Below are 23395 nucleotides of genomic sequence, written 5' to 3' on the forward strand. Positions count from 1 at the left end.
CGATGGGCGCAGGTGAAACCGAGTTTGATCCAGACTTCGAATCCTTGCGTCTTGGGATGCTGCTCCGGCAGTTCCCCGAGCATGCGGATGGCCGCTGCGAGGTTCGCTTTGCTGCCGATGATGAGGCTCGCCTGAGCCATGCGTCCTGGTCCACCAATATCCTCTGGTACGTACTAGCCAGCGATTCAGGCTGCAAGACGTATCTGATGGAGCTGGTGGACAGTTTGATCCGGTATCGCGCCCAGTGCGGTCATGTGCCCTGGAAAAACGGTATTGTGTACATCGACGCCGGGAGTCTGCGCATCGAGTGGTTTGTTGACGATGGTGAGGGCGCGCAGGCAGCGGATGCTTCAGGGGAGGAGTGATGGCATGAGCATTCTGGTCAAGTACATCTTCAACGCCAGCATCCTGATGCTGCAGCTGGCGACCATGGGCTACGGACTCTGGCTGGGTTTGACGGAGTCCTGGGGTATGGGGTTGTTCATGTTTGGGGTTGCGTTGTTGCTCGGTGCTGCGGCCTTTTCTGTGCCTGAACTACCTGATCCACCATCGGAGGCCTGATGACTGCTCAGATCGGTGATCTGCTTTTCTATCAGGGTGAACGGCTCACCATGTGTGATGCTCCGCTCGGCACCTACTTTCGTTTGGGCGGCGCCTATCCTGAGTTTGAACCTAGCTCCACGGCGCTCATGCGTGGTTATGTTGCCACTTGGGAGCTATTGGACGACAGGCTGTACTTGATCGCGATCCAGGGCTGGCTAAGTGATGGAGCGGACGCGTCGTTGGAGTCGGTCTTCCCGGGCTATCCGGAACGGGTGTTCGCACTGGTACTCCGGTCGCATCAGGGTCCCGCGTGGCAAGCTGCTGAAGTACGTTCACGCCGGCTACGCAAGTGTCTATGAGCGCGATCTGCTGCTCGATTTTGAACGGGGTGTGCTTGTCGCATCAACGGAGAAGCACAACGGCGTATCGGACAACCCGGATGCTCCTGAGGGATATGGTGTAGGTGCGCTGACGGTGTTTTCGAGGCCGGGCACGCAGCAGGAGACGGACGATTGACCTATCTCTACCTGTATCTCGGCATTGGTCTGCTGGTCGGTATTGGCTTCAGCATCAATGGCGCGCGAGCCTACGCTAAGGCCCCACCAATAACCGAGGTGGTAGCACAGGCCCTTGATCCGGACTGGCAGCCGCCCAAGCGGCGCTGGTTGCCTCTGATTCTGATCAGTAGTCTGATTTGGCCGGTGCTGCTTCTGCTTCCTCTGCTGGAGCGGCCGTTTGAACCAGAAACGCCCAGCCCCGAGTTCGCTGTAAACGGGGATCATCTGCTGGAGTTGCTTACAGTGGATGAAATCGAAGCCCGAGAGCGGGTTGCAGACCCGCTTGGTGCGGTGCCTGACCTGCCATTCGGGCACCTCAACACAGCCTGGCAGGATTTTCTCGCGCAGTGCGAGGAGGGGGCTGAGTTCAGACGGTTTGCGGCTGATTGGGATGCAGGCTGGTGCAAGGAGCGGCGCGAAGGCTACGTCGAGATGGTTGACGGCCAGCCGGGGCGTTTCTTTATGACGCTGTGCAGGACGCTGCCGGAGGAGTAGCCGGCAGCCACCCGCGTTAGCCCCAGAGGTTGTTGCAAATGCGTTGAACCGCAGCGTTTGCGGCTCTGCAATCAAATAGTCGCGGATCGAAGTGCCCCCCGGCCCAAGCCAGCGCCTCTTTGGCTTCTTCACTGCCCTGTTGGGAAATCACCTGCAGAAAGTCCTGATACCCCGGCACGCCACCCACGTCCTCCGGTGGACAAGCGCCTGCACCATCCAGTACCTCGCACCAAGTGCCGGACACATTGCTAGGCTCCTGTGTTTCCAGTGCAATCACGTGTTGCCAGCTGTCGCCAAAGTCATAGGTGTAGCGTACACGATCAACATGCTTGAACGCCTTTGTCAGTTTGATGCGTCGGTCATCCTGGGCATCGTCCTGCAGGTCGGCAAATTCCGGGTCCAGCGGCGTGTAACGATTGAGTCCAACCTGAAATTCATGCAGGTGGCAGCTGTGCCAGCCGAATGCCGCCTGGATGAAATGGTGAAGCTTGCGTAGCGTGCAGTCACTGTTTACCAGAATTCGACGCCATACGGGCGGCTCGATCTGCAGAGGCTCCAATTGAATAAACAGGGTGTACAGCGAGGGTTGGGTTGCCATGGGTGATCCTAGGGTTACTTGTAAAACCACTGCTGAAGTTGCTCAAGGTTGCCGACCACAATCTGCTGTGCAGTGGGTTTGGCGTGAACCTTGGTCGGGTCGATCTGGTAGCGTTGCAACACGTATTGCACCAATGCGCCTCGGGTCTGGATTTCCAGCTGTCCGTCGATCATGCCGTAGTCCGCTTCCACGATTGCCCGCTGTTCAGGCTTCAAGCGTGAGTCCGGCTCAATGATCACGGCAACTTGGGTGTTCCAGGCAGTATCTGCTTCGCGGGTGTTGTCTGACAGATCATCCATCAACTCAGGCACGCCACGGAAGCGACTTAGCACGAAGTCGCGATAGTCTCCGTTCTTCTCGCAGTAGGCCCTTACATGCCAGCGCATGCCGGTAAACACCAGCGTGTGCGGCGCGATCAATCGCGTCTCGCCATCGGGCGTGGTGAAGGACACGTATTCACATTCAAGGCGCTGACCTTCACGACAGGCCTTCAGCAACGGCCGCAGCACTTGCGGGCGCACAGACCTGTCAGGCACATCCAGCACCTCGGTATGGGCATAGGCCAATGCCAGCCCCTCGATGTGCGGTGCCCGGTCGTGGCTTTGGTTCAGCAGATGCAGGTAGGCGCTGGCGCTGTCGTCGATAAAGCGTGGTTGAAATCGCTTGCTTGGTACATAGCCCTTCAGATGCTTGTCGTACTCAAGGTTCTTCGGGGCATGCTCGGCGATGTAGGTGTTGATGTCCTTGGAGGCCTGCTGGCGGCTGATACCAAAACTCTGCATCAGGTGCTGAGTGGTCAGTCGACCCTCCCACCAGGCAACCGTTTCGATCAGGCGGTAGCGAAGGGCGAGATCCCAGCGGACGGATTCAGGGGTGTTGCTGCGTTTCATGGTGTCCTTACCTGCTTGAAAAGCTGACACATACGAGTCGCTTGTGAAGACGTGTAAATCAAGATGGCATGTTGGTTTGACTTGGCGCAAGTTTCAATGCGCTGGCAAACGGCCCTCGCGAGCATGTGACGGCCTAGGACCCGCAAAATCGCTGCTCAACGCAAACAGCGACCAAGTAACCGACTAAGTAAACGACCAAGTAGCGCGCGTTCAAAAAAGCTATGCGCAGGTTCCGGCATCCGCCTGAAAACTTGACCTGTATGCATGACCATTATTGGTCTGTCAGCTAACGCGACATATCATCCAACTGTGCTCGCTGGGAGCGGGCAGGGACGGATCCCTTGGTCATGGATGACCAGCCCAGGCGGCTCTGGTAAATGAGCCGCAGATGAGTGCGATGAACGCTTGACCGGTTGATGCGCAGCACTAACAATTCGCCGCTATGAAGCTTCTTAATACATACGACGACAAAGATGACGCCGAGGACGCGCTGGCTAAGCTCCAGGGTCGAAAGCGTCTGGCTAGTGAGCGTGACGCGACGGTGGTCATCTACAACTTATTTGGTGCTCCGACCTGGGGCAATTTTCATCGTTTGGGAATGTATCGCCTGGCTGAGCTTGGCAACCTACTAGCCAAGCGCGAGAGCTGGAATGAGGCGGATCTGGCACGGCATCAAGAGATCTTGGCTAGCCTCCAGTTAGTCGCGAAGAATTACGGCACAGAGGTCCCTGCACACTGGCTGTAATGCTGGACTGCTTTGAGTGTGCCGGGTTTGTTGCTGCTTTGTCGCATGCTGGTAAGCTAGTTTCATTTTGCCAGTCACAAGGATGTAGTCTGGCTCAGACACTCGGAGGCAACGGATGCTAAAGCTGGAAGATCTAGTCAAGGACGCTCAGGTAAGAGGCGTGGTGCCTGAGCAGATTGTTCGCATTGCGCAAGTCGAGCGCATAGGTGACGATGCCGTTACCATTATCTATCGCGATAGCCAGGGCAAGCTGGGTGAGCAAATGCTGTTTCGCTCGGATGAGATGCGCCTCGAGCTTGCCCAAGCCGGCCGGCCATGGGGGTTTGATGCTGCCGGCGATGACTTCAAGCTGGGGCTAGAAGCCTATCGGATCAGCCAGGCCGCATTGTTCGACCCGATGATGGCCGTACACACGTCCAACGTCGACCCGCTACCTCACCAAATCTCTGCCGTATACGAGTGCATGTTGCCGCGCCAGCCGCTGCGCTATGTGCTGGCGGATGATCCGGGGGCAGGTAAGACGATCATGGCGGGTCTTCTCATTCGTGAGCTTCTGATGCGAGCAGACGCACGACGCATTTTGATCGTCTCGCCAGGCTCGCTTACCGAGCAGTGGCAGGATGAGCTGCTCGAAAAGTTTAGCGTGCAGTTCGAGATTTTCAGTCGCGAGAAGCAGGAGCAGTCCGCCACCGGCAACTACTTCGATGAGCAGGATCGCCTCATCTGTCGGCTGGACCAACTGTCGCGCAACGAGGACTACCAGCAAAAGCTGCAGAACACCCACTGGGACCTGATTATTGTCGACGAGGCGCACAAGCTGTCGGCGAACTATTACGGTAACAAGGTCAATAAGACCCGACGCTTTGCGTTGGGTGAGCTCCTCAGTTCGATTACCCGACATTTCCTGTTGATGACAGCCACACCGCACAACGGCAAGGAAGAGGAGTTCCAGATTTGGCTGTCGCTGCTTGATGGTGATCGGTTCTACGGTAAATTCCGTGAGGGCGCTCACAAGGTCGATGTGTCGGACATGATGCGGCGCATGGTCAAGGAAGAGCTGCTCAAATTCGACGGTACGCCGCTGTTCCCTGAGCGGCGTGCTTACACCGCCAGCTACGAACTCTCGTCGCTTGAAGCGTCCCTTTACGAGCAGGTAACGACCTATGTTCGTGAAGAGATGAACCGTGCGGACAAGCTGGATGGTAGCAAGCGCAGTACGGTTGGCTTTGCGTTAACCCAGCTCCAACGGCGCCTGGCGTCCAGCCCTGAGGCGATTTACCAGTCACTGAAACGGCGCCGCAAGCGCCTGGAGTTGCGACTGGAAGAAACTCGCCTGCAGGCACGCGGTCAGGCCCTAAGCAAAGGCAACCACGTTGCAGAGACCTTGGGCGAATATGTCATCAAGAAGAAGCTCGATTTGCCGGACAGCCTTGACGACATTGACGACGAGCTCAGCGCAGAAGAATACGAGCTGTATACCGAGCAGGTGGTAGATCAAGCGTCAGCAGCAGAGACCATTCCAGAGCTGGAAGCAGAAATCCTGATTCTCAAGGATCTTGAGCACCAGGCACTGCAATTGGTGGAGTCGGGCAGCGATCGAAAGTGGGAGCAGCTCTCCAGCCTCTTGCAGGACAAGCCGGAGATGTTCAATGCCTCTGGATCTCGACGTAAGCTGATCATCTTCACGGAGCACAAAGACACGCTCAACTACCTGGTCATCCGCATTCAAAACATGCTGGGTAATCCGGATGCGGTCAGGGTGATTTACGGTGGTACCAACCGGGACGAGCGTCGCAAGGTACAGGAAGAGTTTCGCAATGATCCTGAGGTAACGGTGCTGATCGCGACCGATGCCGCGGGTGAAGGCGTCAACCTGCAGAATGCCAATCTCATGGTCAACTACGACCTGCCATGGAACCCGAATCGACTTGAGCAGCGTTTTGGCCGTATTCACCGTATTGGTCAAACTGAGGTCTGCCACCTATGGAACATCATTGCCAAGGGCACCCGTGAGGGCGAAGTGTTCCAAAAGCTGTTTGAGAAAATCGAGATCGAACGGGCAGCACTCGGTGGCAAGGTATTCGATGTCCTGGGCGAAGCCTTTGAAGAAGTGTCCCTTAAAGACTTGCTAGTAGAGGCAATTCGTTACGGAGAGGACCCTGAGGTACGTGCGCGCATGACTCAGGTCATTGAAGGGGCGCTGGACGCCGAGCACCTGAAGAACATCCTGCGCCGTAACGCATTGGTCGAGCAGCATATGGGTCTGGAGGACCTTTACGCCGTCAAGGAAGAGATGGAAAAGGCCGAAGCCCGAAAGTTGCAGCCCTATTTTATTCGCGCGTTTTTCACCGAAGCCTTTACTGGCATTGGCGGTGAGCTGCGCCCGCGTGAAAGTGGTCGCTATGAGGTCAAGCACGTTCCCGCAGTTATTCGTGAGCGTGATCGCGTCATTGGTGAGAGCCGCTCGCCCGTGCTGCGTAAGTACGAACGCATTTGCTTTGAAAAACAGCACGTACGCTTGGTTGGCAAACCGATGGCCGACCTGATCCACCCCGCACACCCGCTGATGCATGCAACCACTGATTTGGTCCTGCAGCGTACCCGGCCGTTGCTCAAGCAAGGCGCTGTGCTGGTTGATCCGGCAGACGACAGTCTTGAGCCAAAGGTTCTGTTTATGGTCGAGCACAGCGTGCGAGAAGGCGCAGCCGATGAAAACGGCAGCCACGCCGTCGCGTCGCGGCGCCTGCAGTTTGTGCAGATTGATCAACATGGTGCAGCGGTTAACGCTGGCTGGGCTCCACACCTGGATTTGCAGCCGATTGACGCCTACGACCTCAAGCTGGTCGACGACGTGTTACAGGCATCCTGGCTTGCTCAGAATCTCGAGGTTTTGGCCTTGCAGCAGGCCTCCCGGCAGCTGGTGCCGGAGCATTATGCGGAAGTGAAGTCACGCCGCGAGCGCCAGGCCGATAAAACCCTGGGTGCGGTGCGTGAGCGCTTGGTCAAGGAAATCAGCTACTGGTCAGATCGCTACATGAAGCTGACTGATGACGTGGATGCCGGCAAGCAGCCTCGCATGCAGCCACAGAACGCCAAACGCACGGTAGACGAGTTGACTGCCCGTCTGGAGCAGCGCACAGCAGAGTTAACTGCGATGAAAAATGTGGTCTCCAGCACGCCTGTCGTGATGGGCGGCGCATTGGTTATCCCTCAGGGTCTGCTTGCCGCACGTAAGGGAGAGAGCCAGTTTGCTGTGGATGCTCAGGCTCGTGCTCGAGTTGAGCGCATTGCCATGCAAGCAGTGACTCAAGCCGAGTTGTCACTTGGTCATGAGGTCAAAGATGTAAGTGCTGAAAAGTGTGGCTGGGACATCACTGCTCGTCCCCCGGTAGGTGCCGACGGAGCCTTACCTGCTGATCGACATATTGAAGTCAAAGGGCGTGCCAAAGGCCAAAGTACGATCACTGTAAGCCGTAACGAGATCATCTACGGGCTTAACCAGGCTGACAAGTTCATACTGGCCATCGTGATCGTCGACGGCGAAAGCCATGAAGGTCCGTACTACATTCGAAACCCGTTCAGCAGCGAGCCCGACTTTGGAGTTGCCAGCGTCAACTACGCACTGGATGAGTTGCTCTCACGTTCAAGTAAGCCGGAGACGTCGAAGTGAGACTAGATTGCTTGCAGTTGGAGAATTTTCGCTGCTTTCCATCTTTGCAGTTGCCATTGCATCCAGAACTTACAGTCCTGGTTGCGGAGAACGGCCAGGGCAAGTCTGCGCTTTTGGATGCGATCAGGATTACGCTATGGCCTTACGTCAGCAGTTTTGAGCTGGCTCGCCCGGTCATCGGGGATCCAGCTAATTCAATATCCATTGCTGATGTTCGCCTGGTGCGAATGCCTGACGGTGATATGGCTCGGCAGTTACCCTCCAGCATCTCTATGACAGGTGATTTTGGTGTCGGCTCAGTCAAGACATGGGTGCGATATCGGGACAGCGAAGCTAAGGCCACTAAAACCAAGGATGATGGCGACACGGGGTTCATGAAGCAGTGGGCAGCAGCCATCCAGAGCCAAATCCGAGACCCTGAGAAGCCGACATTGGACCTGAACGTATTCGGCTACTACGGCACTGGTCGGTTGTGGGCTCAGAAGAGGTTAATGGAGCCGCAGCGTGGCAAGGACGATACCAAAAGTGCTGATTTCTACATTCGCACATTTGGGTATCTGAACTGCCTGGATCCAGCCTCATCCTACAAGCATTTCAAAGAGTGGTTCATCTGGGCTTTTGAGAGCTTGAGGGAGCAACAGATCAAGGCTTTGGAAGGCAAGGCCAATCGTGACGAACTGGCAACCGCAACCGACCGAGTTGGGGTGGTGCAGGCAGCGATTGACGGCTTTTTGCAGCCCATGACGGGCTGGCATCGTCTTGAGTACAGCGTGACCCGCGAAAAATCGCTGATTCTGAATCACGACGAACTGGGTTATCTGGATGTAGACCGGCTTAGTGACGGCATCCGCAGTGTGCTGGCGATGGTGGGCGATATTGCTTATCGCTGCATTAAACTCAACCCGCATCTGGGGGCTCAGGCCGCCCTTGAAACGCGTGGTGTGGTGATGATTGACGAAATTGATATGCACCTTCATCCGCGTTGGCAGCAGGTGATCGTTTCGCAGCTGCGCCAGGCTTTTCCAAAAGTGCAGTTTATCGTCACCACCCATAGCCCGCAGGTGCTTACAACCGTTCCAGCAGAGTGCGTTCGTATTTTGCGAGATGGTGGGGTATATGCTGCTCCGCCCGGTACTGAGGGCTCTGAGCCAGAACGCATGCTCAAGCAGGTGCTGGGTTTGGAGGAGGTACGTCCTGCCTCATTACTGGCGACTCGAGAGCTGAAGGAGTATCTGGCGTTAGTGGACTCTGACCAGTGGGATAGTGCTCGGGCGAAGGAGTTAAGGGATCGACTCGATGCGCTGTACCAGGGGCAGGAACCCGCGCTCCTCGACGCTGACTTGCAAATCGAAAATCGAAAATGGGAACTTGGCCGGTGAAGCGGGTAGGGAAAAGCGTCGAGCCTCAAAAGTTAACAGCACATAGGGACGCTCACCCACGTCAGACATGGGAGCAGATGCGTGCAGACGCTGCCGGCGAGCAGGTTTATAAAGCGGTCAAAGGGTTGGCTGAAACGGACCAAGGTGGCTTATGTGCTTATTGTGAGATTAGCCTTGGGTACGGGCTAGATCCACGCCGTTGTCGTGTCGAGCATTTTCACCCCAAGGCGGACACCTCTTCAGCGCATAATTGGGCACTGGACTGGCACAACATGCTGGCTGTCTGCATGGGTGGATCGTTGAAGCACGATGTTGCTCCTCACACACTAGAGCCTCTGAATGAAAACCTCAGTTGCGATGCATCAAAAGACAAGGCTATTCAGTTAGGGAAGCTGGATGAAGCGTGTGAGGGCTGGATACTGAACCCTCTGCTGCTTCCCGCGATGCCAAACCTGTTCTCTGTCGCTCGAAGCACTGGAGAGCTATCGCCGGCTTCTGACTGCAACCAGGTTGTTATCGAAGGAAACCAGCACGCTGATACGCGCTTGCTGGTGCAGCACACCATTGACATGCTGAACTTGAATTGTGATCGCCTGTGTAGTGCAAGGTTAAAGGTCATTTGGGACATAGAGCGCAACAAAAAAAGGTTGCGCGACAAAGGCCTACCCCCAGCGCAGGGGCTCTATGAGCTTGCCGAACGTTATTTTCGCCAAAACTGGCCGGTCTTTTTTACCACTATCCGTTTTTGCCTTGATGGCGCCGCTGAGCGTTATTTGGCTAATAAGAATTTTCAAGGTTGATCATGCACCCCATCAAATCCCCCAAAAAGCTCATCGAAGTCGCGTTGCCGCTGGACGACATCAACGCCGCGGCTGCCCGTGAGAAATCCATTCGCCATGGTCACCCGAGCACTTTGCATTTGTGGTGGGCGCGGCGGCCGTTGGCGGCGGCGCGGGCGGTTATTTTTGCCCAGATGGTGAATGACCCTGGCTATCAGCGCGAGCTGGGCTACGGCGTCAATAAAAAGGAAGCGGAGCTCAAGCGCGAGAAGCTGTTTGAGATTATCCGTGAACTAGTTAAGTGGGAGAACACCAACAACGAAGAGGTGCTCCAGCGCGCGCGAGACGCCATCTGGGAAAGCTGGCGTGAGACGTGTCACCTCAATCGTAACCACCCGCAGGCTGCTGAGCTGTTTAACCCGGAGAAGCTGCCGGCCTTCCATGATCCCTTCGCTGGCGGTGGCGCGATTCCACTAGAGGCGCAGCGCCTGGGGCTTGAGAGCTACGCTTCGGATTTGAATCCGGTCGCGGTGATGATCAACAAGGCGATGATCGAGATTCCGCCCAGGTTTGCCGGGCAGAAGCCCGTTGGGCCACTGCCTGCAGGTGAAAAACAGCAGAGCATGATCGACGACTGGAGCGGCGCGAAGGGGCTGGCTGAAGACGTGCGTCGTTATGGTCACTGGATGCGTGAGGAAGCATTTAAGCGCATTGGCCATTTGTACCCCAAGGTGACCATTACGCCGGAGATGGTCGCGCAGCGGCCTGATCTGAAGGCGTATCAGGGAGAAGAGTTGACGGTAATTGCCTGGTTATGGGCAAGGACGGTGAAAAGTCCCAACCCGGCCTATGGGCATGTGGATGTGCCGCTGGTATCGAGCTTTGTGTTGTCCAGCAAAAAAGGTAAGGGAGCCTATGTTGAGCCGGTTGTTGAGGGTGACCAATATCGGTTTGAAATTAAGGTCGGAAATCCACCCGTCGAGGCAAAGGACGGCACCAAGCTTGGCCGGGGAGCTAACTTTAATTGTCTTTTTTCGAATACGCCAATTCAGCCTAAATACATTTATGAGCAAGCTCAGGCGGGTAATCTTGGACAGAGACTTATGGCAATTGTTGCCGAAGGAAAGTCTGGTCGGGTGTACCTTTCCGGCAATGAGCTAAATGAAGAGGTGGCGTTGTCAGCACGCCCGGAATGGAAGCCTGAAGCGCTCATGCCAGAGAATCCTCGGTGGTTCTCCCCGCCGATGTACGGAATGAAGACCTATGGCGATCTCTTCACACCCCGCCAACTGGTAGCACTGACCACGTTCTCTGATCTGGTGCAAGAAGCCCGTGAAAAAGCCATCACCGACGCCCGCACTGCAGGCTTGACGGATGATGGTGAGGGCTTGGCGCAAGGTGGAACTGGGGCAACTGCGTATGGGGAGGCTGTAGCAGCTTATCTTCTGTTCGCTGTTAATAAAGGAGCGAATCTCTGGTCAACGGTCACATCTTGGATGAGTGATCGTGGAGCTTTCCGTGAAACATTTGCCCGTCAGGCGATTCCGATGGTTTGGGACTTTGCTGAAGCCAATCCGTTCTCCAATTCTGGCGGCAACCTGCTCACAGCAATAGATAAAGGGCGGATGGCTATTGAGTTTCTTCCCAGTCAGTTGGCAGGTGTGGTACGTCAGCAGGATGCGGCCACGCAATCTATCAGTCGGGATAAGGTGGTATCTACTGACCCGCCGTATTACGACAATATTGGTTACGCAGACCTGTCCGACTTTTTCTATGTCTGGATGCGCCGTTCGCTGCGCACTATCTTCCCGCAGCTATTCGGGACCATGGCGGTGCCCAAGGCTGAGGAGCTGGTCGCGACACCTTACCGGCACGGCAGTAAGGAAAAGGCTGAAGCTTTTTTCATGGAAGGCATGACCCGAGCCATCCACAATCTGGCAGAGCAGGCACATCCTGCGTTCCCGGTGACTATTTATTACGCTTTCAAGCAGTCAGAAACCAAGGAAGGCAGCACTACCAGCACTGGTTGGGTGACTTTTCTCGAGGCAGTGATTCAGGCAGGTTTTTCTATTGATGGTACTTGGCCTGTTCGGACTGAAGGGGCAGGGCGTATCATAGCTAAAGGCGCCAATGCCCTAGCCTCATCTATCGTCTTGGTTTGCCGCAAACGAGCAGCTCACGCAGAAACGGTAGCTCGCCGCGACTTCCAACGCCAACTCCGCGAAGAAATGCCGGACGCGCTTGAAGCCATGATCGGTGGCGAAACCGGGCAGACGCCGATTGCGCCGGTGGACCTGGCCCAGTCGGCGATTGGTCCGGGCATGGCTATTTATTCGCAATACTCGGCGGTTCTGAATCAGGATGGTTCACGCATGAGCGCGCATGACGCGCTCATTCTTATTAACCGCGCTATCAGCGAGTTCCTTAACCCAGACAGCAGCAGCTTTGATGCCGACACCCTGTTTTGTGACGACTGGTTTGCCCAGTACGGCTGGAGTGCTGGTGCGTTTGGCGTTGCCGATACACTGGCCCGGGCTAAGGGCACCTCGGTGGATGGGGTGCAGCATGCCGGCGTGATCGAGTCTGGTGGCGGCAAGGTACGCTTGCTCAAATGGAGCGAATACCCTGAGGGCTGGGACCCGCGCAACGATGCCCGCACCCCGGTGTGGGAGGCCTGTCACCAGATGATACGCGCCCTCAACCAGCAAGGTGAAGCAGCCGCTGGTGCTCTGCTGGCGCGCATGCCCGAGCAGGGCGAGCCTATCCGCCAACTGGCCTACCACCTCTACACCTTGTGTGAGCGAAAAAAATGGGCGGAAGAAGCCCGCGCCTATAACGAACTGATCGGCTCCTGGCACGCTATCGTGTCGGCCTCCCATGAGACCGGTCATCGTGATGAACAAATTGGCTTTGAGCTGTAAGGACATAGCGTGAAAAACAAGAACGTCACCATCCGTAAGGTTGTGCAGTACCTGAATAACCGGGAGTACGACGGTGGGTTTTGGCTGCCGAACATCCAGCGCCCCTTTGTGTGGGGGACTGAGCAGATCGAGAAACTGTTCGACTCAATCATGCGCCAGTACCCGATCAGCACGTTGCTGGTCTGGCGCACCCGCTCACCCATCAAGCGTCGACGGTTTATTGATGCCTATCGTGATGATGTGGCGCTTTCTGCCTTTCAGGTGCCTGAGGATGAAGCTACAAAGCTCTTGGTGCTTGACGGGCAGCAACGGCTACAGAGCCTGTATATCGGGCTCTGCGGCAGCTACAACAAGGAAGAACTCTATTTCAGCGTGCTGAGTGGCGAGGCAGGCAGCGCGGATGACATGCGCTACAAGTTCCGCTTTATGAAGCCTGCAAAAGCCAGTTTTCCCTGGGTCAAGTTCAGCTCACTGGTGTTCAGTGATGCCATGCCGCATGACCTGAGTACTGCGCTTCTGCAGCAGACGCAGGGTATGACGCTGTCGCAGGAGCAGAAGGACAGGCTGATCAACAACCTCTGGCAGGTGAAGAAGGTGTTCGCCATGGACGAGGTGATTGGCTATCAGGAGCTGGACAGCGTCGACAGCCCAGATGCGTATACCGAGAACGATGTGGTTGAGATTTTTATTCGCGCCAACTCGGGTGGTACCAAACTCGGCAAATCCGATTTGCTCTTTTCGCTGCTCACAGCTTCATGGGACGATGCCGATGAAGCCATTGAGGATTTGCTGGGCGACCTGAATGCCAGCGGTTATGCCTTCACCCGTGACTTTATCCTCAAGACCTGTCTTGTGTTGCTGGGTAAAGGCGCAGCGTATGACGTGAAGAAGTTCCGTGACGATCACACCAAACAGGCGATTGTCGCGCAGTGGAAGCAAATCTCCGCTGCGATCCGTGATGTACGAGACTACTTGTACAGCAAGACGTTTATTCGTTCAGATCACGCCTTGCCGTCCTACCTGACGCTGATTCCGATCATCTACTACCGTTTTCACTACGCGGCGCAGTGGCAGCATGTGCAGGGTGTCGATACCTACTTGCTGCGCACGCTGCTGTGCGGCGCGTTCAGTGGCCGCCCTGATGGTTTGATCGATAAGTGCATCCGTCAGATTAACCAGAGCAAAAACTTTGTCGTCGGCGAGATGTTTGACGTAATTCACAACGATGGCCGCAACCTGGATGTGACCGATGACACGCTGCTGCAAGCGTCGTATGGCTCCAAGACCATTCACCTGATCTTCAACCTCTGGTACCGCCAGTTCAACTATCAGCCGGCCTACGCGGGGAACTTGCCGCAGGTGGACCATGTGTTCCCGCAGTCGGTGTTGCGCGCAGTGAAAGACCACAACCCGCAGAGCGGTCGCCAGGCATTGATGCGCTATCCGACAGCAGTGCGCGATCAACTGGCGAACTGCATGTTGCTTACCGCGGATGAGAACGGCTTCCAGGGCAAGTGTGACAAGCTGCCAGCAGAGTGGTTTGCTGACAAATCAGATAAGTACCTGCAGATGCACTTGATCCCAGCCAGGCCCAGCCTGTGGGAGCTCGATAAGTTTGATGAGTTTATTGAGGCGCGCAAGGCGCTGATAACGGAAAAGCTTCGTGAGCTGGTGGATGCGGTAGATAGCGTTACGGTAACCGCAACTCCGGATCCGGCAACGGACCAGACGCCGGTCTCTTATGCTGCTCCGAGCGTTTCTAATACCGAGGGAGAAAGCGTGGTCGCAGAGGTTGTGGCCGAGCCAGACTTAAAAGCACCGGCGCGCGCTGAGAATACCGTTGAACCAAAAGGGGATACATCGTTAAGTGTTGTACCTACGCCGGCCGTCGATGCGCAAAATGAAACTCCCGAAGGCATGCTGGCAACGTATTTTGCGCGGATTGCTGAACCCAGTAATTACATCGCAGGCTTCCGGACCGAAGACGGTAAGGAACTGGCGCTAGAGCGCAGTGCGAAGAGCATTGTCTTGTGGACTCAACCGGTGCGTCTTGAGGGGGGTGAGTGGTCGCCCCGGCGAGTCTACGCCGCTACCTCTGCGCGTAACTCTAACTTGAATCGCAAGAACTGCCCTGCATTGCGCTTGGGCAACCCGGTACTGCACTGGAAACTGACCGACCTTGAGGAGTTGTTGGACTTCATCAACTGGTACAGCAGTGTTGAAGCAGTCACAGCAGAGGAGGCTGAAGCATGAGTTTGAAGCCCTGGCGTGAGATAGCACGCCCTCATAAAGACGTGCTCGAGGGTAGTTTCAAACAGTCTGAGTTTGCGGCTGATATTTCCCAGGTCGCCGCGGGCACCGCGCCGGCTGAATACCAGGATGCAGAGAAGTTCTTTGCGCGTACCTTCATCACTGAGGGAATGCGCTTGCTATTGTTGTCTGTAGCGCAGCGCCTTGGCGGACAGGGCGGCGATCCAGTCATTCAGCTGCAGACGGCCTTTGGTGGCGGTAAAACGCATACCATGCTCGCGGTTTACCATCTGGCCTCGCGTACCGGTAGCACCAGTGCGCTCGAGGGGATTCCGCCGATCCTGGACGCTGCAGGTATTACCGAGTTGCCGCGTGCTCGCGTCGCAGTCATTGATGGTATTGCCTTGGCACCTAGCCAAGAGCTGGTCAAAAAGGACGGGCAAAAGGTAACGACCCTCTGGGGCGAGCTAGCTTGGCAGTTGCTTGGTGAAGACGGCTTGGCGATGCTACGTGAGTCTGACGAGCAGGGCACCTCTCCGGGCAAGGCTCTTCTGGTTGAGCTGCTGCAGAAAGCTGCGCCCTGTGTCGTGCTGATTGATGAGTTGGTGGCGTTTCTGCGTCAGTTCGAACCTGGCAAAAGCTACCGTGCCGGCACCTTCGATTCCAACCTCACCTTTATTCAAGCACTGACTGAGGCCATGAAGGCTGTGCCCAACGCTATTCTGTTGGCGTCGCTGCCCGAGTCTGAGCTTGAGGTGGGTGGGTCGACGGGGCAGCGGGCGCTCAATTCGTTGGAAAAGTATTTCGCTCGTGTGGAGTCCGTCTGGAAGCCAGTGGCAACCGAGGAAGCCTTTGAAATCGTGCGTCGCCGGCTTTTCGAGTCGGCAGGTGAGCAGGCACAGGTGGAAGGGATTTGCCGTCAGTTCGCTGATTTTTATCGGGTTAACAGCAGTAAGTTTCCGTTGGAAACCCAGTCGAATGTGTATTTTGAGCGGCTGTGCAAATCCTACCCGATTCACCCTGAGATTTTTGATCGCCTGTACGAAGACTGGTCCACGCTGGACAAGTTTCAGCGCACTCGTGGTGTGCTGCAGTACATGGCGATTGTGATTCATCGGCTGTGGAACTCGGATAATAAAGACGCGCTAATCATGCCCGGCTCTATTGCGCTGGATGATGGCAATGTGCGCAACAAGAGTATTCATTACCTGCCGCAGGGCTGGGAGCCGGTGATCGAGCGTGAGGTGGATGGGCCTCGTTCTGAGCCCTACGACATCGACAGCCGTGATACACGCTTCGGTGCGGTGCAGGCTGCCAGGCGCGCCATGCGAACGGTCTTTTTGGGTAGCGCACCCGCAGGCACTGGGCAGATGGTCAAGGGAATCCAAGTTGAGCGGATTCTGCTGGGGGCCGTACAGCCGGAGCAGACGGTGGCGGTATTTGAAGATGTCATCAAGCGTTTGCGTGACCGCTTGCATTACCTCTATGCCGAGCAGGATCGGCTGTGGCTGGATACCAAGCCTAACCTGCGGCGCGAAATGGAAAGCCGCCTGCAGAACATAAGCACTCGAGAGCAGCTCATACCGCTGCTGCGAGACAAGGTACGTTCGGTATTTGCGAGCAATCACAATTTCGCCGGTATCAATGTGTTTGCCCACTCAGGCGATATTCCCGATGAGTTTGGCCACGGGCCTCGCTTGGTCGTGCTGCCCCCGAGTGCAGGGTTCAGTCGTGGCGACGGCAAAGCCGCTCAGTCTGCTGCGGAAGACATTCTGACAAAACGCGGAGACCAGCCACGCCAGAAGCGCAACCGTTTGATCTTCCTGGCGCCGGATTACGATGTAGTCAGTCGCTTGAAAGAAGCGGGTCGCGTTTTCATCGCCTGGCAGGAGATTGTTGCTGACATCGACGACGGCAAGCTCAACCTGGATGTGTTCCAAGCCAAGCAGGCGAAGAAAAATCGTGATGGCGCCGAGCAGACTCTCAAGCAGGTTGTTAGGGATTGCTACAAATGGTTGCTCTGCCCGTCAGAAGACTTTGCCGCTGGGGCACCGCGCCTTAGCTGGGAAGCGGTTGCAGTATCGTCGGCGGCTACCAGCCTCGTAGCAGAGATCGAGAACAAACTGCGTGAAGAGGAGTGGGTCGTCACCGACTGGAGTCCCGTTCATCTCAAGCAGCTGTTGGAGAAATGGTACTTCCGCGACGGCGTAAACGAAGTCAGTGCGCTGAAGGTTTACCAGGACTGCTGTAACTACCTTTACATGCCGCGGTTGCTTAACGATGGCGTGTTCAAAACCACATTGGCTAAAGGCCTTGGCTCTACCGACTACTTCGGCTTGGCTGCAGGGAAAGAGGGTGAGAAGTACCTCGGCTTTGTGTTTGGACGCGACACCATGGTTACGCTGGATAGCGATACCTTGCTTGTGCAGCGTGATACTGCTGATGCTTACCGCGAGGCAACCAAGCCAGCAGCGCCGGAGCCAGTTGACACTCGTGGCGTGGAATCTCCTTTCGGTGGGAGTGCGGGCCCAGTGGATGCTGGAGCTGAGCCGGAATCGTTGCCCGAGCCGGCCGGTGCCCCGCTGAAGACGCGTTTCTACGGCACAGTCGACATAGATCCGGTTAAGGCCAAAATGGACTTCGCGCAGATCTACGATGAGGTCGTCGAGCAACTCACGTCGCGTCTGGGAGTAGACGTGCGTATTTCGGTCGAGATCCAAGCCAACTGCCCGGCAGGGTTTGATGAAGCGCTGCAGCGTACCATCAAGGAAAACTGCAGCGTCTTGAAGTTTGCACCGCCTGATTTTGAGTGATGGTGTTTTCAGCATTTGAGTGTGGTGATACGCAGGAGGCGACAAATGAAGCAGTTGTGGCAGAAGCTGGAAAACCATCTACGTGAGCATAACCCTGAGCTGCTTGCAGACCTGAATCCGCCTGCGACGGATGCGCAGGTGCGTGAGCTGGAAAAAGTGGTAGGGAGAGCGTTACCTGCAGACTTGGTCTCTTTGCTGAAGCAGCATAACGGTCAGGGAGGTATCGCGGACTACCTCTTTGGTGATTATGAATTCTTATCTAGCGCCAGAATGTTGGATGCTTGGGCATTTTGGAAAAAACATAATGACGCCGGTCGTTTCGACCAGGAAGAAGTCACTCCCGAAACGGGTGTGACCTCAAATTGGTGGAGTGACAGTTGGGTGCCATTTGCATATAACCACTCTGGTGATTATCTGTGCGTTGACCTCGGGCCCGCCGTCGGCGGAGTGTCTGGACAGGTTGTGTCTGTTTGGCATGATGACGGAGCAAGGAAGGTGAAGGCCGAAAGTATTACCGAATTTATGGTGCAACTTTTCGGCATTTAGTCGTTTTCTAAAGGAGTGGGCGATGGATCTTGGTCTCGTTGAATTGAGGCAGAAGCGGCTTCAGATGCTATTTGACGACTGTCAGCAGCAGGTGATTTCTCAGGTTATAGGGCCCTTTGGGCTCTCTGTCGCTATGTTTGAAGACCGGAATGGTGGGAATGTAACAACCGTCCATAATTTTGAGCGAGAGCCTGATGCTATCGATGGTAGCAATAGCTACATAGCCGAGAAGGATCATGGGCATTACGAGGAGTCTCGCTCTAAGTACGAAAGAGAAAAATTTAAGCAGATCAGTAAAAAAAAGAAAGATGAGCTTAAGTCTGCTGGCGTCGATGGCTATACAGGCAAAGCTGTTGCTGCGGCGGATCTTGAGGCTGATCATGTGACTTCGCTGAAGGTGATCCACAACACCCGTAAAAACCATTTGGCTTTTGAAACGGGTGATGATTATGACAGGCTTTCAGGTGTCGCAAACGCAGATGAAAATCTGGTGGCCACCCATAGGGACGTCAATAATCCTAAAAGAGCCAAGGATATTATCGATTTCGCTAACGAGGAGGTCGACGGCACGACAAATCGGGACTCGTTAGGCCTCGATGATCAGCTCATGCTCGCAGCGAAAGGAAGGTCTGAAAAGCACCTCGAGTCTACGGCGAATCACGCGATTTTGAAAAAGCAAGCTGGGGAACTGCTCCAAACCGGCGGAAAACAAGCCGCCTTGATGGGGCTTAGGCAGTCGCTAGGCCTGCTGTTGACCGAGCTCGTCAATGGTCTGTTCAACGAGTTCAAGGTCCTCATTAAAGCAGGAGTGCAAGCGGGGAAAACGCTGTTTGAGGAAATAAAAGAGCGCTTGCAGCGTGTCATTGCTTCAGTGGTTAAAAAAATTCCTGATGCAGCATCCCAAGCTTTCCAGGGTGGCGTCAGTGGCTTTATGAGCAATCTGATCACCTTCCTAATTAACAATTTTCTGTCGACTGCGAAGCGGTTTGTAACGATCATTCGCGAAGGTCTCATTGGCCTGGTCAAGGCCTTTAAAATGATCATCTTCCCCCCGAAGAACATGACTTCAAGCGAGGCACTGCAAGCAGGTCTGAAGGTGCTCACAGGGGTGATTGTGACCAGCGTGGGCTTCCTATTGCAGGAGAGTGTGGCGACCTTCCTGAAAACATTGCCTTTCCTGATCCCTGTGGCAGATGTGGTCTCTGGCGTGCTCGTTGGCATCATGACGGGGTTGCTGTCCGCATTTTTGGCTTATCAGCTGGATAACCTGTTCGAGCGCTATCGCTACGCGTATGACGAGAAACTGCTTGATGCCATCGTTACTGATGCAAAACTGACAGATAGATTTGCCAGCGATTTGGTGACACAGGCGGAGGCGTCGCTCGGAGCTATCGCGAGATACGCTGATTCGATCAAAAGCTACCAACGCACAGGCGAAGTATTGGCTGCTGCCGGTCTGGCTTCTCAGGCTACCGCGTATAGCCTCAATCAAACTGTGGCGAGCACAAAGGCGCAGGTTGAAGATACAAAAAAAATGATCACGTATCTCGATGAAACTCAGTCCATGTTGGAAGATTTTTTCAAGGAAAAGTAGCCGCAATGAGCAGTTTGACAGGTAAGGAAATCCAGATTGTTAACGCTCTCTCATCAGCAGATTTGCCGGAGAAAATTATTGGCGAAAGCTGTGTAAAAGAGCTGATTTCTGCAGTGGTCAATGCCCAGCAAGAAGCTAACAATGCTGCGAGTCGTTTGGAAACGGTCAGATTCATCAAAGATAATAGCAACGCTATCAGCAACTGGTGGAACAACACCGAGGATAGCGTGAAGGATGCTCAGCTGAGGCTAAGCACAACAGTGGCGAATCTGAATCGCCATTCCTCGCAGCTGCTGATTTTCAATACCGCGATATCAAAGGTCCTGTGTGATCAGCAGGACGTACTTTTGCGCCAACAACGGATTCTGGAGGAGCAGGCGGAGCAGCTTAAACAACAGAACCTGGGTATTCTGACGCAGCAAGAGGCGCTCGAAGAGCAGCAAGTCGAGATTGCCAAAGCCAACCAAGGTCTCTTGGAGGCTAAAGGCGTTTCGGCTGAGCAGGCTCGTAACCTTGTCGGCTGCGTGCAGCGTGTCGAAGCGGCTGAGGAACGTATAAACCAGCTCCACTCGAACCTGCTTAGTGCTATTGATGCCCGTCTTGACCAGTCAGTCGCTGATGTCAAAGCGTCTTTCGCTCCAGCAGTGACAGGCCTTGAAGAGCGAGATAAGCAGCTTCTGAAGCTTATCCAGGATCACCAGCGCAAGTTCGTGGACAGCTCTGCCGCGATGGCTGCATGTGAACAACGCATCGCGCAGCAGGAAAAAGCACTGCCAGCAGCGGTTGCGAGCATGGAAGCAGCCATGACTCCAGTTAACGAGGCACTGATGGTTCTGCAGGGGCAATACGCCAACCTGAAAGCGCGTGTAGTGCTAGGCGGCGTTACCCTTGCTGTTGGGGTTTTGCTTTGCGCTGGACTGGCCGGCTACGCACTGCTTTAAGGTTGACAGCTTGTTGCTATTGGTTGCCTCATTTCAAGTAGGCAGTTCATTAACGTGAGCTATCGTTTATTCCCACGTTTGCCGCTTAGTTGGAAAAGAGTTGCATAGTTGTAGCATTGGTCCAGCGTAAAATTGTCCGTTCCAAGGAGGAAAATGTGGCAGGTGGTGGGGTGTGGTCGGTTAGGACCCATTGCTACGATTGCAAAGCAACCTTGTTCAAGATCGGCACGATGTGGACGTATCACCAAACAGTTGCTGACCAGGTCACCAATGTGATCTGTCCTGGTTGTGGCTCTCATTTTGATGCTGATTTCCGTTGAGTATTGTTGACCTGCACCGATCAAGTACTCACCTGACACCGGTTCAGTTTCGGGGCTGAGTCCGGTGTTGTCCGTTTGAATGCCAGTATCCTCTTAGCTATGTTTCGGCAGGCATCCTCAAAATCAACTGAAGCTCTCTCCCGAGGATTTCCCAGGCCTGCTGCTTTTCCTCAGCATAATCGTGCAACAAGTAATGCCGTCTGACCTTTGAGCCGCCCAGCAGGTGGTTCTGGCAGCGGTCGATGATGTCGAGGGGTACTCCCAGAGCCTGCATCATGGTCGCGCCAGTCCTGCGCATGTCATGCGGCGTCCACTCGCCGTTGGCACCTTTCGCTAGAACTAGGCTGTCGTCGTGATGCCTGCCGGCAAGAGGTTTGCTGCGATCCTTGAATCGACATTGGCGGTCGCCAATCAGCTTGCTGACGGTTTTGGTGTTGACGTGGGCATCGCCGGAACGGTTTGGAAACACGAATGGTGTAGAGCCAGTTTCGTGCTGCAGGCGTTGGAACTGTTCCTTTGCAAAGTCCGAGAGGAAAATGTGGTGGTCCTGGCGTTTGCCTCGCTGGCCTTTGGTGTTCTCAGCTGGAATAAACCAGCGTCCGGTTTCCAAGTCGACGTGCTTCCATTCTGCCTTGAGTAGCTCGCCAATACGGCAAAGGGTGCTTAGGCAAATCCATACGGCGCACTGAACGCGCTCGTTGACTGGTCGAATGCCGCTGTACTTGCTGCCGGCGGGCAGGGCGGTGTAGTCCTCTTCCAGTTTGATGAAGATATTCCAGAGTTCACGAATCTCATCAGGGGACAGCACGCGGTCGCGTTCTTCCTGGTAGTCATGATCGAGTAGTTTCTTCACGTCGATCAGGTCAGCTGGGTTGCCGTCAGCCATCAGCGGGCGCCAGGGTTTGCGTTTCTCGGCCCAGTGCAGCATCTGGCCTAAGTCGTTGTTGAGGATCACAACAGAGCGGTTGAGTCCGCGTGCTTTGACTTTACGCAGGACGCTGAGTAGGTCCTTGTCTGTCAGGCTGCGGATCTGAGTCTTGCCGATGAAGGGGAGGACGTCTTTCTTGAATCTGCGCTGCAGTTCGGCATTGCCGTCCTGGCGAGCGACACCGTCAGCCAGCCAGGTATCGAACAGATCCTGAACGGTCTTGCTCTCACTCGCCTGGCGCTCGGCTTCAGCGATTGTGGCAGCAATGGCGGCTTGCGCTTCGATCTTGGCTGCCTTGCGGGCGGAGGTTGGGTCAACGCCTTTGCTGACTGTTGCACGTACGTCATCACGTTCAGCACGAATTTGGGCTAGAGACTTCTTCGGCCAGCTACCCAGTCGGTGGTCACCTTTCTTGCCATCGAGCTTGAATTCGTAGCGGAAGAGTACGGTGATCCCGCGGACACCAGCACGTACTTTACCAACCAATCCGCCATCTTCCCGGAGAGTTTTTCCGTCGTCAGTCGTGGTGAGTGCTTCAAGCTGCTTGGCGGTGATTTTGGCCACTCTCTACCCCTTGTATAAAACGGTGGCTTAGAATTTTGCCCCACTTTTGCCCCACCGAATCGCTTGGCTGTCGGTGGATGTTGGTGGACGTCTGTGGATGCTAATCTAGCCTGTATGCCGCGTATTTACTAGGGTTTGTGCTGTCCGGCGACGTCTATGGGGATTCATGGAAATCCACCAAAAAATCGCATGGGGTGCAAGGGGTCGAGTGTTCGAATCACTCCGTCCCGACCAAACAATCGAAAGACCAGATCAGACTGATCTGGCCTTTTTTTCGTCTGGCGCAAGGTCGGTGCAATTCGCAGCTACTGATCTTGGCAATATCCGGGCCTGGAACCTAGTCAACTCCCACCACTTCCTCGTGAGCCCGCTGATCCCTCGGGATCATCCCTTCGCTGGCATGGTCAGCGATCTTCTATCCATCCTGAGGATGACCGTCGAGTGACCTGTTATGCCGACTGATTTGGATTGGCAGTTAACAATGCAGTCAGATGGCGCTTCCAAAGCTCACATGACGGCGCAGGGCACGTCGTAATCCCTTGCTGCAGTGTTAGGTCTGTGCACCAGCAGACTCGATCAGAACAGGCAGTAAACACTGCAGGCTGCAAAGGCGTGCGTTTCTGCAGCGTGCCGCTCAAGCTATGGCATTTGTTTATGGGCGGGTATTCAAACCGGCTGTTTGGCTCGATCCTGACTGGTCGTTTCGCTATTACCCTGTAACGTAATGCGCACGGATGACGCATGCGAGCCTGAACCTGGTAATCGCCTGAGGTTGAACGCGACCGGCGACAAAACTCAACAATTCTGTCCGCCAATGTATCTGTATCCCGCTATGCCGATATAGTGGGTCGGCTCGTCCGGT

Annotated in this window: 17 protein-coding genes; 14 read left to right on the top strand and 3 right to left on the bottom strand. The window is 55.1% G+C overall.

Going from position 1 to position 23395, the window contains the following annotated elements:
* Positions 1-2 precede the first annotated feature (2 nt).
* The 4 genes from ACZ5WQ_RS04260 (at position 3) to ACZ5WQ_RS04275 (ending at position 1595) form a co-directional block, all read left to right on the top strand.
* The gene (locus ACZ5WQ_RS04260) at positions 3-365 is read left to right on the top strand and encodes a hypothetical protein (RefSeq protein ID WP_464383202.1); all 363 of its coding nucleotides are present in this window, start codon (positions 3-5) and stop codon (positions 363-365) included.
* Positions 366-369: 4 nt separating this feature from the next.
* Positions 370-561 (top strand): hypothetical protein, encoded by a 192-nt coding sequence (locus ACZ5WQ_RS04265; protein ID WP_464383203.1) that lies wholly within the window; start codon positions 370-372, stop codon positions 559-561.
* Positions 561-902 (top strand): acylphosphatase, encoded by a 342-nt coding sequence (locus ACZ5WQ_RS04270; RefSeq protein WP_464383204.1) that lies wholly within the window; start codon positions 561-563, stop codon positions 900-902. Before ACZ5WQ_RS04265 ends, ACZ5WQ_RS04270 begins: the two co-directional genes overlap by 1 nt.
* 153 nt (positions 903-1055) lie before the next feature.
* On the top strand, positions 1056-1595 hold the full coding sequence (locus tag ACZ5WQ_RS04275; protein WP_464383205.1) for a hypothetical protein: 540 nt from the start codon (positions 1056-1058) through the stop codon (positions 1593-1595).
* A gap of 16 nt (positions 1596-1611) precedes the next feature.
* Here the strand turns inward: ACZ5WQ_RS04275 and ACZ5WQ_RS04280 are convergent, their stop codons facing one another.
* On the bottom strand, positions 1612-2193 hold the full coding sequence (locus ACZ5WQ_RS04280) for a plasmid pRiA4b ORF-3 family protein (protein WP_464383206.1): 582 nt from the start codon (positions 2191-2193) through the stop codon (positions 1612-1614).
* Positions 2194-2207: 14 nt separating this feature from the next.
* Positions 2208-3083 (bottom strand): helix-turn-helix transcriptional regulator, encoded by an 876-nt coding sequence (locus tag ACZ5WQ_RS04285; RefSeq protein ID WP_464383207.1) that lies wholly within the window; start codon positions 3081-3083, stop codon positions 2208-2210.
* 442 nt (positions 3084-3525) lie between these two features.
* Between ACZ5WQ_RS04285 and ACZ5WQ_RS04290 the strand changes: the two genes are divergently transcribed.
* The 10 genes from ACZ5WQ_RS04290 to ACZ5WQ_RS04335 all read left to right on the top strand — a co-directional run bounded on the left by ACZ5WQ_RS04290 (position 3526) and on the right by ACZ5WQ_RS04335 (position 20721).
* The gene (locus tag ACZ5WQ_RS04290) at positions 3526-3828 is read left to right on the top strand and encodes a hypothetical protein (protein WP_464383208.1); all 303 of its coding nucleotides are present in this window, start codon (positions 3526-3528) and stop codon (positions 3826-3828) included.
* Between the two features lie 115 nt (positions 3829-3943).
* Complete coding sequence (locus ACZ5WQ_RS04295; RefSeq protein WP_464383209.1) at positions 3944-7498, top strand: helicase-related protein; 3555 nt, start codon at positions 3944-3946, stop codon at positions 7496-7498.
* Between the two features lie 11 nt (positions 7499-7509).
* Positions 7510-8877 (top strand): AAA family ATPase, encoded by a 1368-nt coding sequence (locus ACZ5WQ_RS04300; RefSeq protein WP_464383210.1) that lies wholly within the window; start codon positions 7510-7512, stop codon positions 8875-8877.
* 77 nt (positions 8878-8954) lie between these two features.
* Positions 8955-9677, top strand: a complete 723-nt coding sequence (locus ACZ5WQ_RS04305) for a retron system putative HNH endonuclease (protein WP_464383211.1) — start codon at positions 8955-8957, stop codon at positions 9675-9677.
* A 2-nt stretch (positions 9678-9679) separates the two neighbouring features.
* On the top strand, positions 9680-12577 hold the full coding sequence (locus ACZ5WQ_RS04310; RefSeq protein WP_464383212.1) for a DUF1156 domain-containing protein: 2898 nt from the start codon (positions 9680-9682) through the stop codon (positions 12575-12577).
* A 9-nt stretch (positions 12578-12586) separates the two neighbouring features.
* Positions 12587-14830 carry a GmrSD restriction endonuclease domain-containing protein gene (locus tag ACZ5WQ_RS04315; RefSeq protein ID WP_464383213.1) on the top strand — a complete coding sequence of 748 codons (2244 nt, stop codon included), beginning with the start codon at positions 12587-12589 and terminating at the stop codon, positions 14828-14830.
* Entirely contained in the window at positions 14827-17640 is a 2814-nt protein-coding gene (locus tag ACZ5WQ_RS04320) for an ATP-binding protein (protein ID WP_464383214.1), read from the top strand. The genes ACZ5WQ_RS04315 and ACZ5WQ_RS04320 overlap by 4 nt, the downstream gene beginning before the upstream one ends.
* Before the next feature lie 45 nt (positions 17641-17685).
* A complete protein-coding gene (locus ACZ5WQ_RS04325; protein ID WP_464383215.1) occupies positions 17686-18186 on the top strand; it encodes an SMI1/KNR4 family protein in 501 nt (166 codons plus the stop codon).
* A gap of 22 nt (positions 18187-18208) precedes the next feature.
* Positions 18209-19780: a hypothetical protein gene (locus ACZ5WQ_RS04330; protein WP_464383216.1), complete on the top strand. Its 1572-nt coding sequence runs from the start codon at positions 18209-18211 to the stop codon at positions 19778-19780.
* 5 nt (positions 19781-19785) lie between these two features.
* The gene (locus ACZ5WQ_RS04335; protein WP_464383217.1) at positions 19786-20721 is read left to right on the top strand and encodes a hypothetical protein; all 936 of its coding nucleotides are present in this window, start codon (positions 19786-19788) and stop codon (positions 20719-20721) included.
* 417 nt (positions 20722-21138) lie between these two features.
* On the opposite strand, the gene ACZ5WQ_RS04340 is transcribed toward ACZ5WQ_RS04335, so the two are convergent.
* Complete coding sequence (locus tag ACZ5WQ_RS04340) at positions 21139-22533, bottom strand: tyrosine-type recombinase/integrase (RefSeq protein ID WP_464383218.1); 1395 nt, start codon at positions 22531-22533, stop codon at positions 21139-21141.
* Between the last annotated feature and the right edge of the window lie 862 nt (positions 22534-23395).

The sequence above is a fragment of the Halopseudomonas sp. T1L2 genome (genome assembly GCF_055397385.1).

Coding starts and splice junctions, on each gene's coding strand:
- ACZ5WQ_RS04330 (WP_464383216.1), top strand. CDS start 18,209: ATGGATCTTGGTCTCGTTGAATTGAGGCAGAAGCGGCTTCAGATGCTA.
- ACZ5WQ_RS04265 (WP_464383203.1), top strand. CDS start 370: ATGAGCATTCTGGTCAAGTACATCTTCAACGCCAGCATCCTGATGCTG.
- ACZ5WQ_RS04270 (WP_464383204.1), top strand. CDS start 561: ATGACTGCTCAGATCGGTGATCTGCTTTTCTATCAGGGTGAACGGCTC.
- ACZ5WQ_RS04320 (WP_464383214.1), top strand. CDS start 14,827: ATGAGTTTGAAGCCCTGGCGTGAGATAGCACGCCCTCATAAAGACGTG.
- ACZ5WQ_RS04335 (WP_464383217.1), top strand. CDS start 19,786: ATGAGCAGTTTGACAGGTAAGGAAATCCAGATTGTTAACGCTCTCTCA.
- ACZ5WQ_RS04285 (WP_464383207.1), bottom strand. CDS start 3,083: ATGAAACGCAGCAACACCCCTGAATCCGTCCGCTGGGATCTCGCCCTT.
- ACZ5WQ_RS04325 (WP_464383215.1), top strand. CDS start 17,686: ATGAAGCAGTTGTGGCAGAAGCTGGAAAACCATCTACGTGAGCATAAC.
- ACZ5WQ_RS04305 (WP_464383211.1), top strand. CDS start 8,955: ATGCGTGCAGACGCTGCCGGCGAGCAGGTTTATAAAGCGGTCAAAGGG.
- ACZ5WQ_RS04310 (WP_464383212.1), top strand. CDS start 9,680: ATGCACCCCATCAAATCCCCCAAAAAGCTCATCGAAGTCGCGTTGCCG.
- ACZ5WQ_RS04290 (WP_464383208.1), top strand. CDS start 3,526: ATGAAGCTTCTTAATACATACGACGACAAAGATGACGCCGAGGACGCG.
- ACZ5WQ_RS04295 (WP_464383209.1), top strand. CDS start 3,944: ATGCTAAAGCTGGAAGATCTAGTCAAGGACGCTCAGGTAAGAGGCGTG.
- ACZ5WQ_RS04260 (WP_464383202.1), top strand. CDS start 3: ATGGGCGCAGGTGAAACCGAGTTTGATCCAGACTTCGAATCCTTGCGT.
- ACZ5WQ_RS04280 (WP_464383206.1), bottom strand. CDS start 2,193: ATGGCAACCCAACCCTCGCTGTACACCCTGTTTATTCAATTGGAGCCT.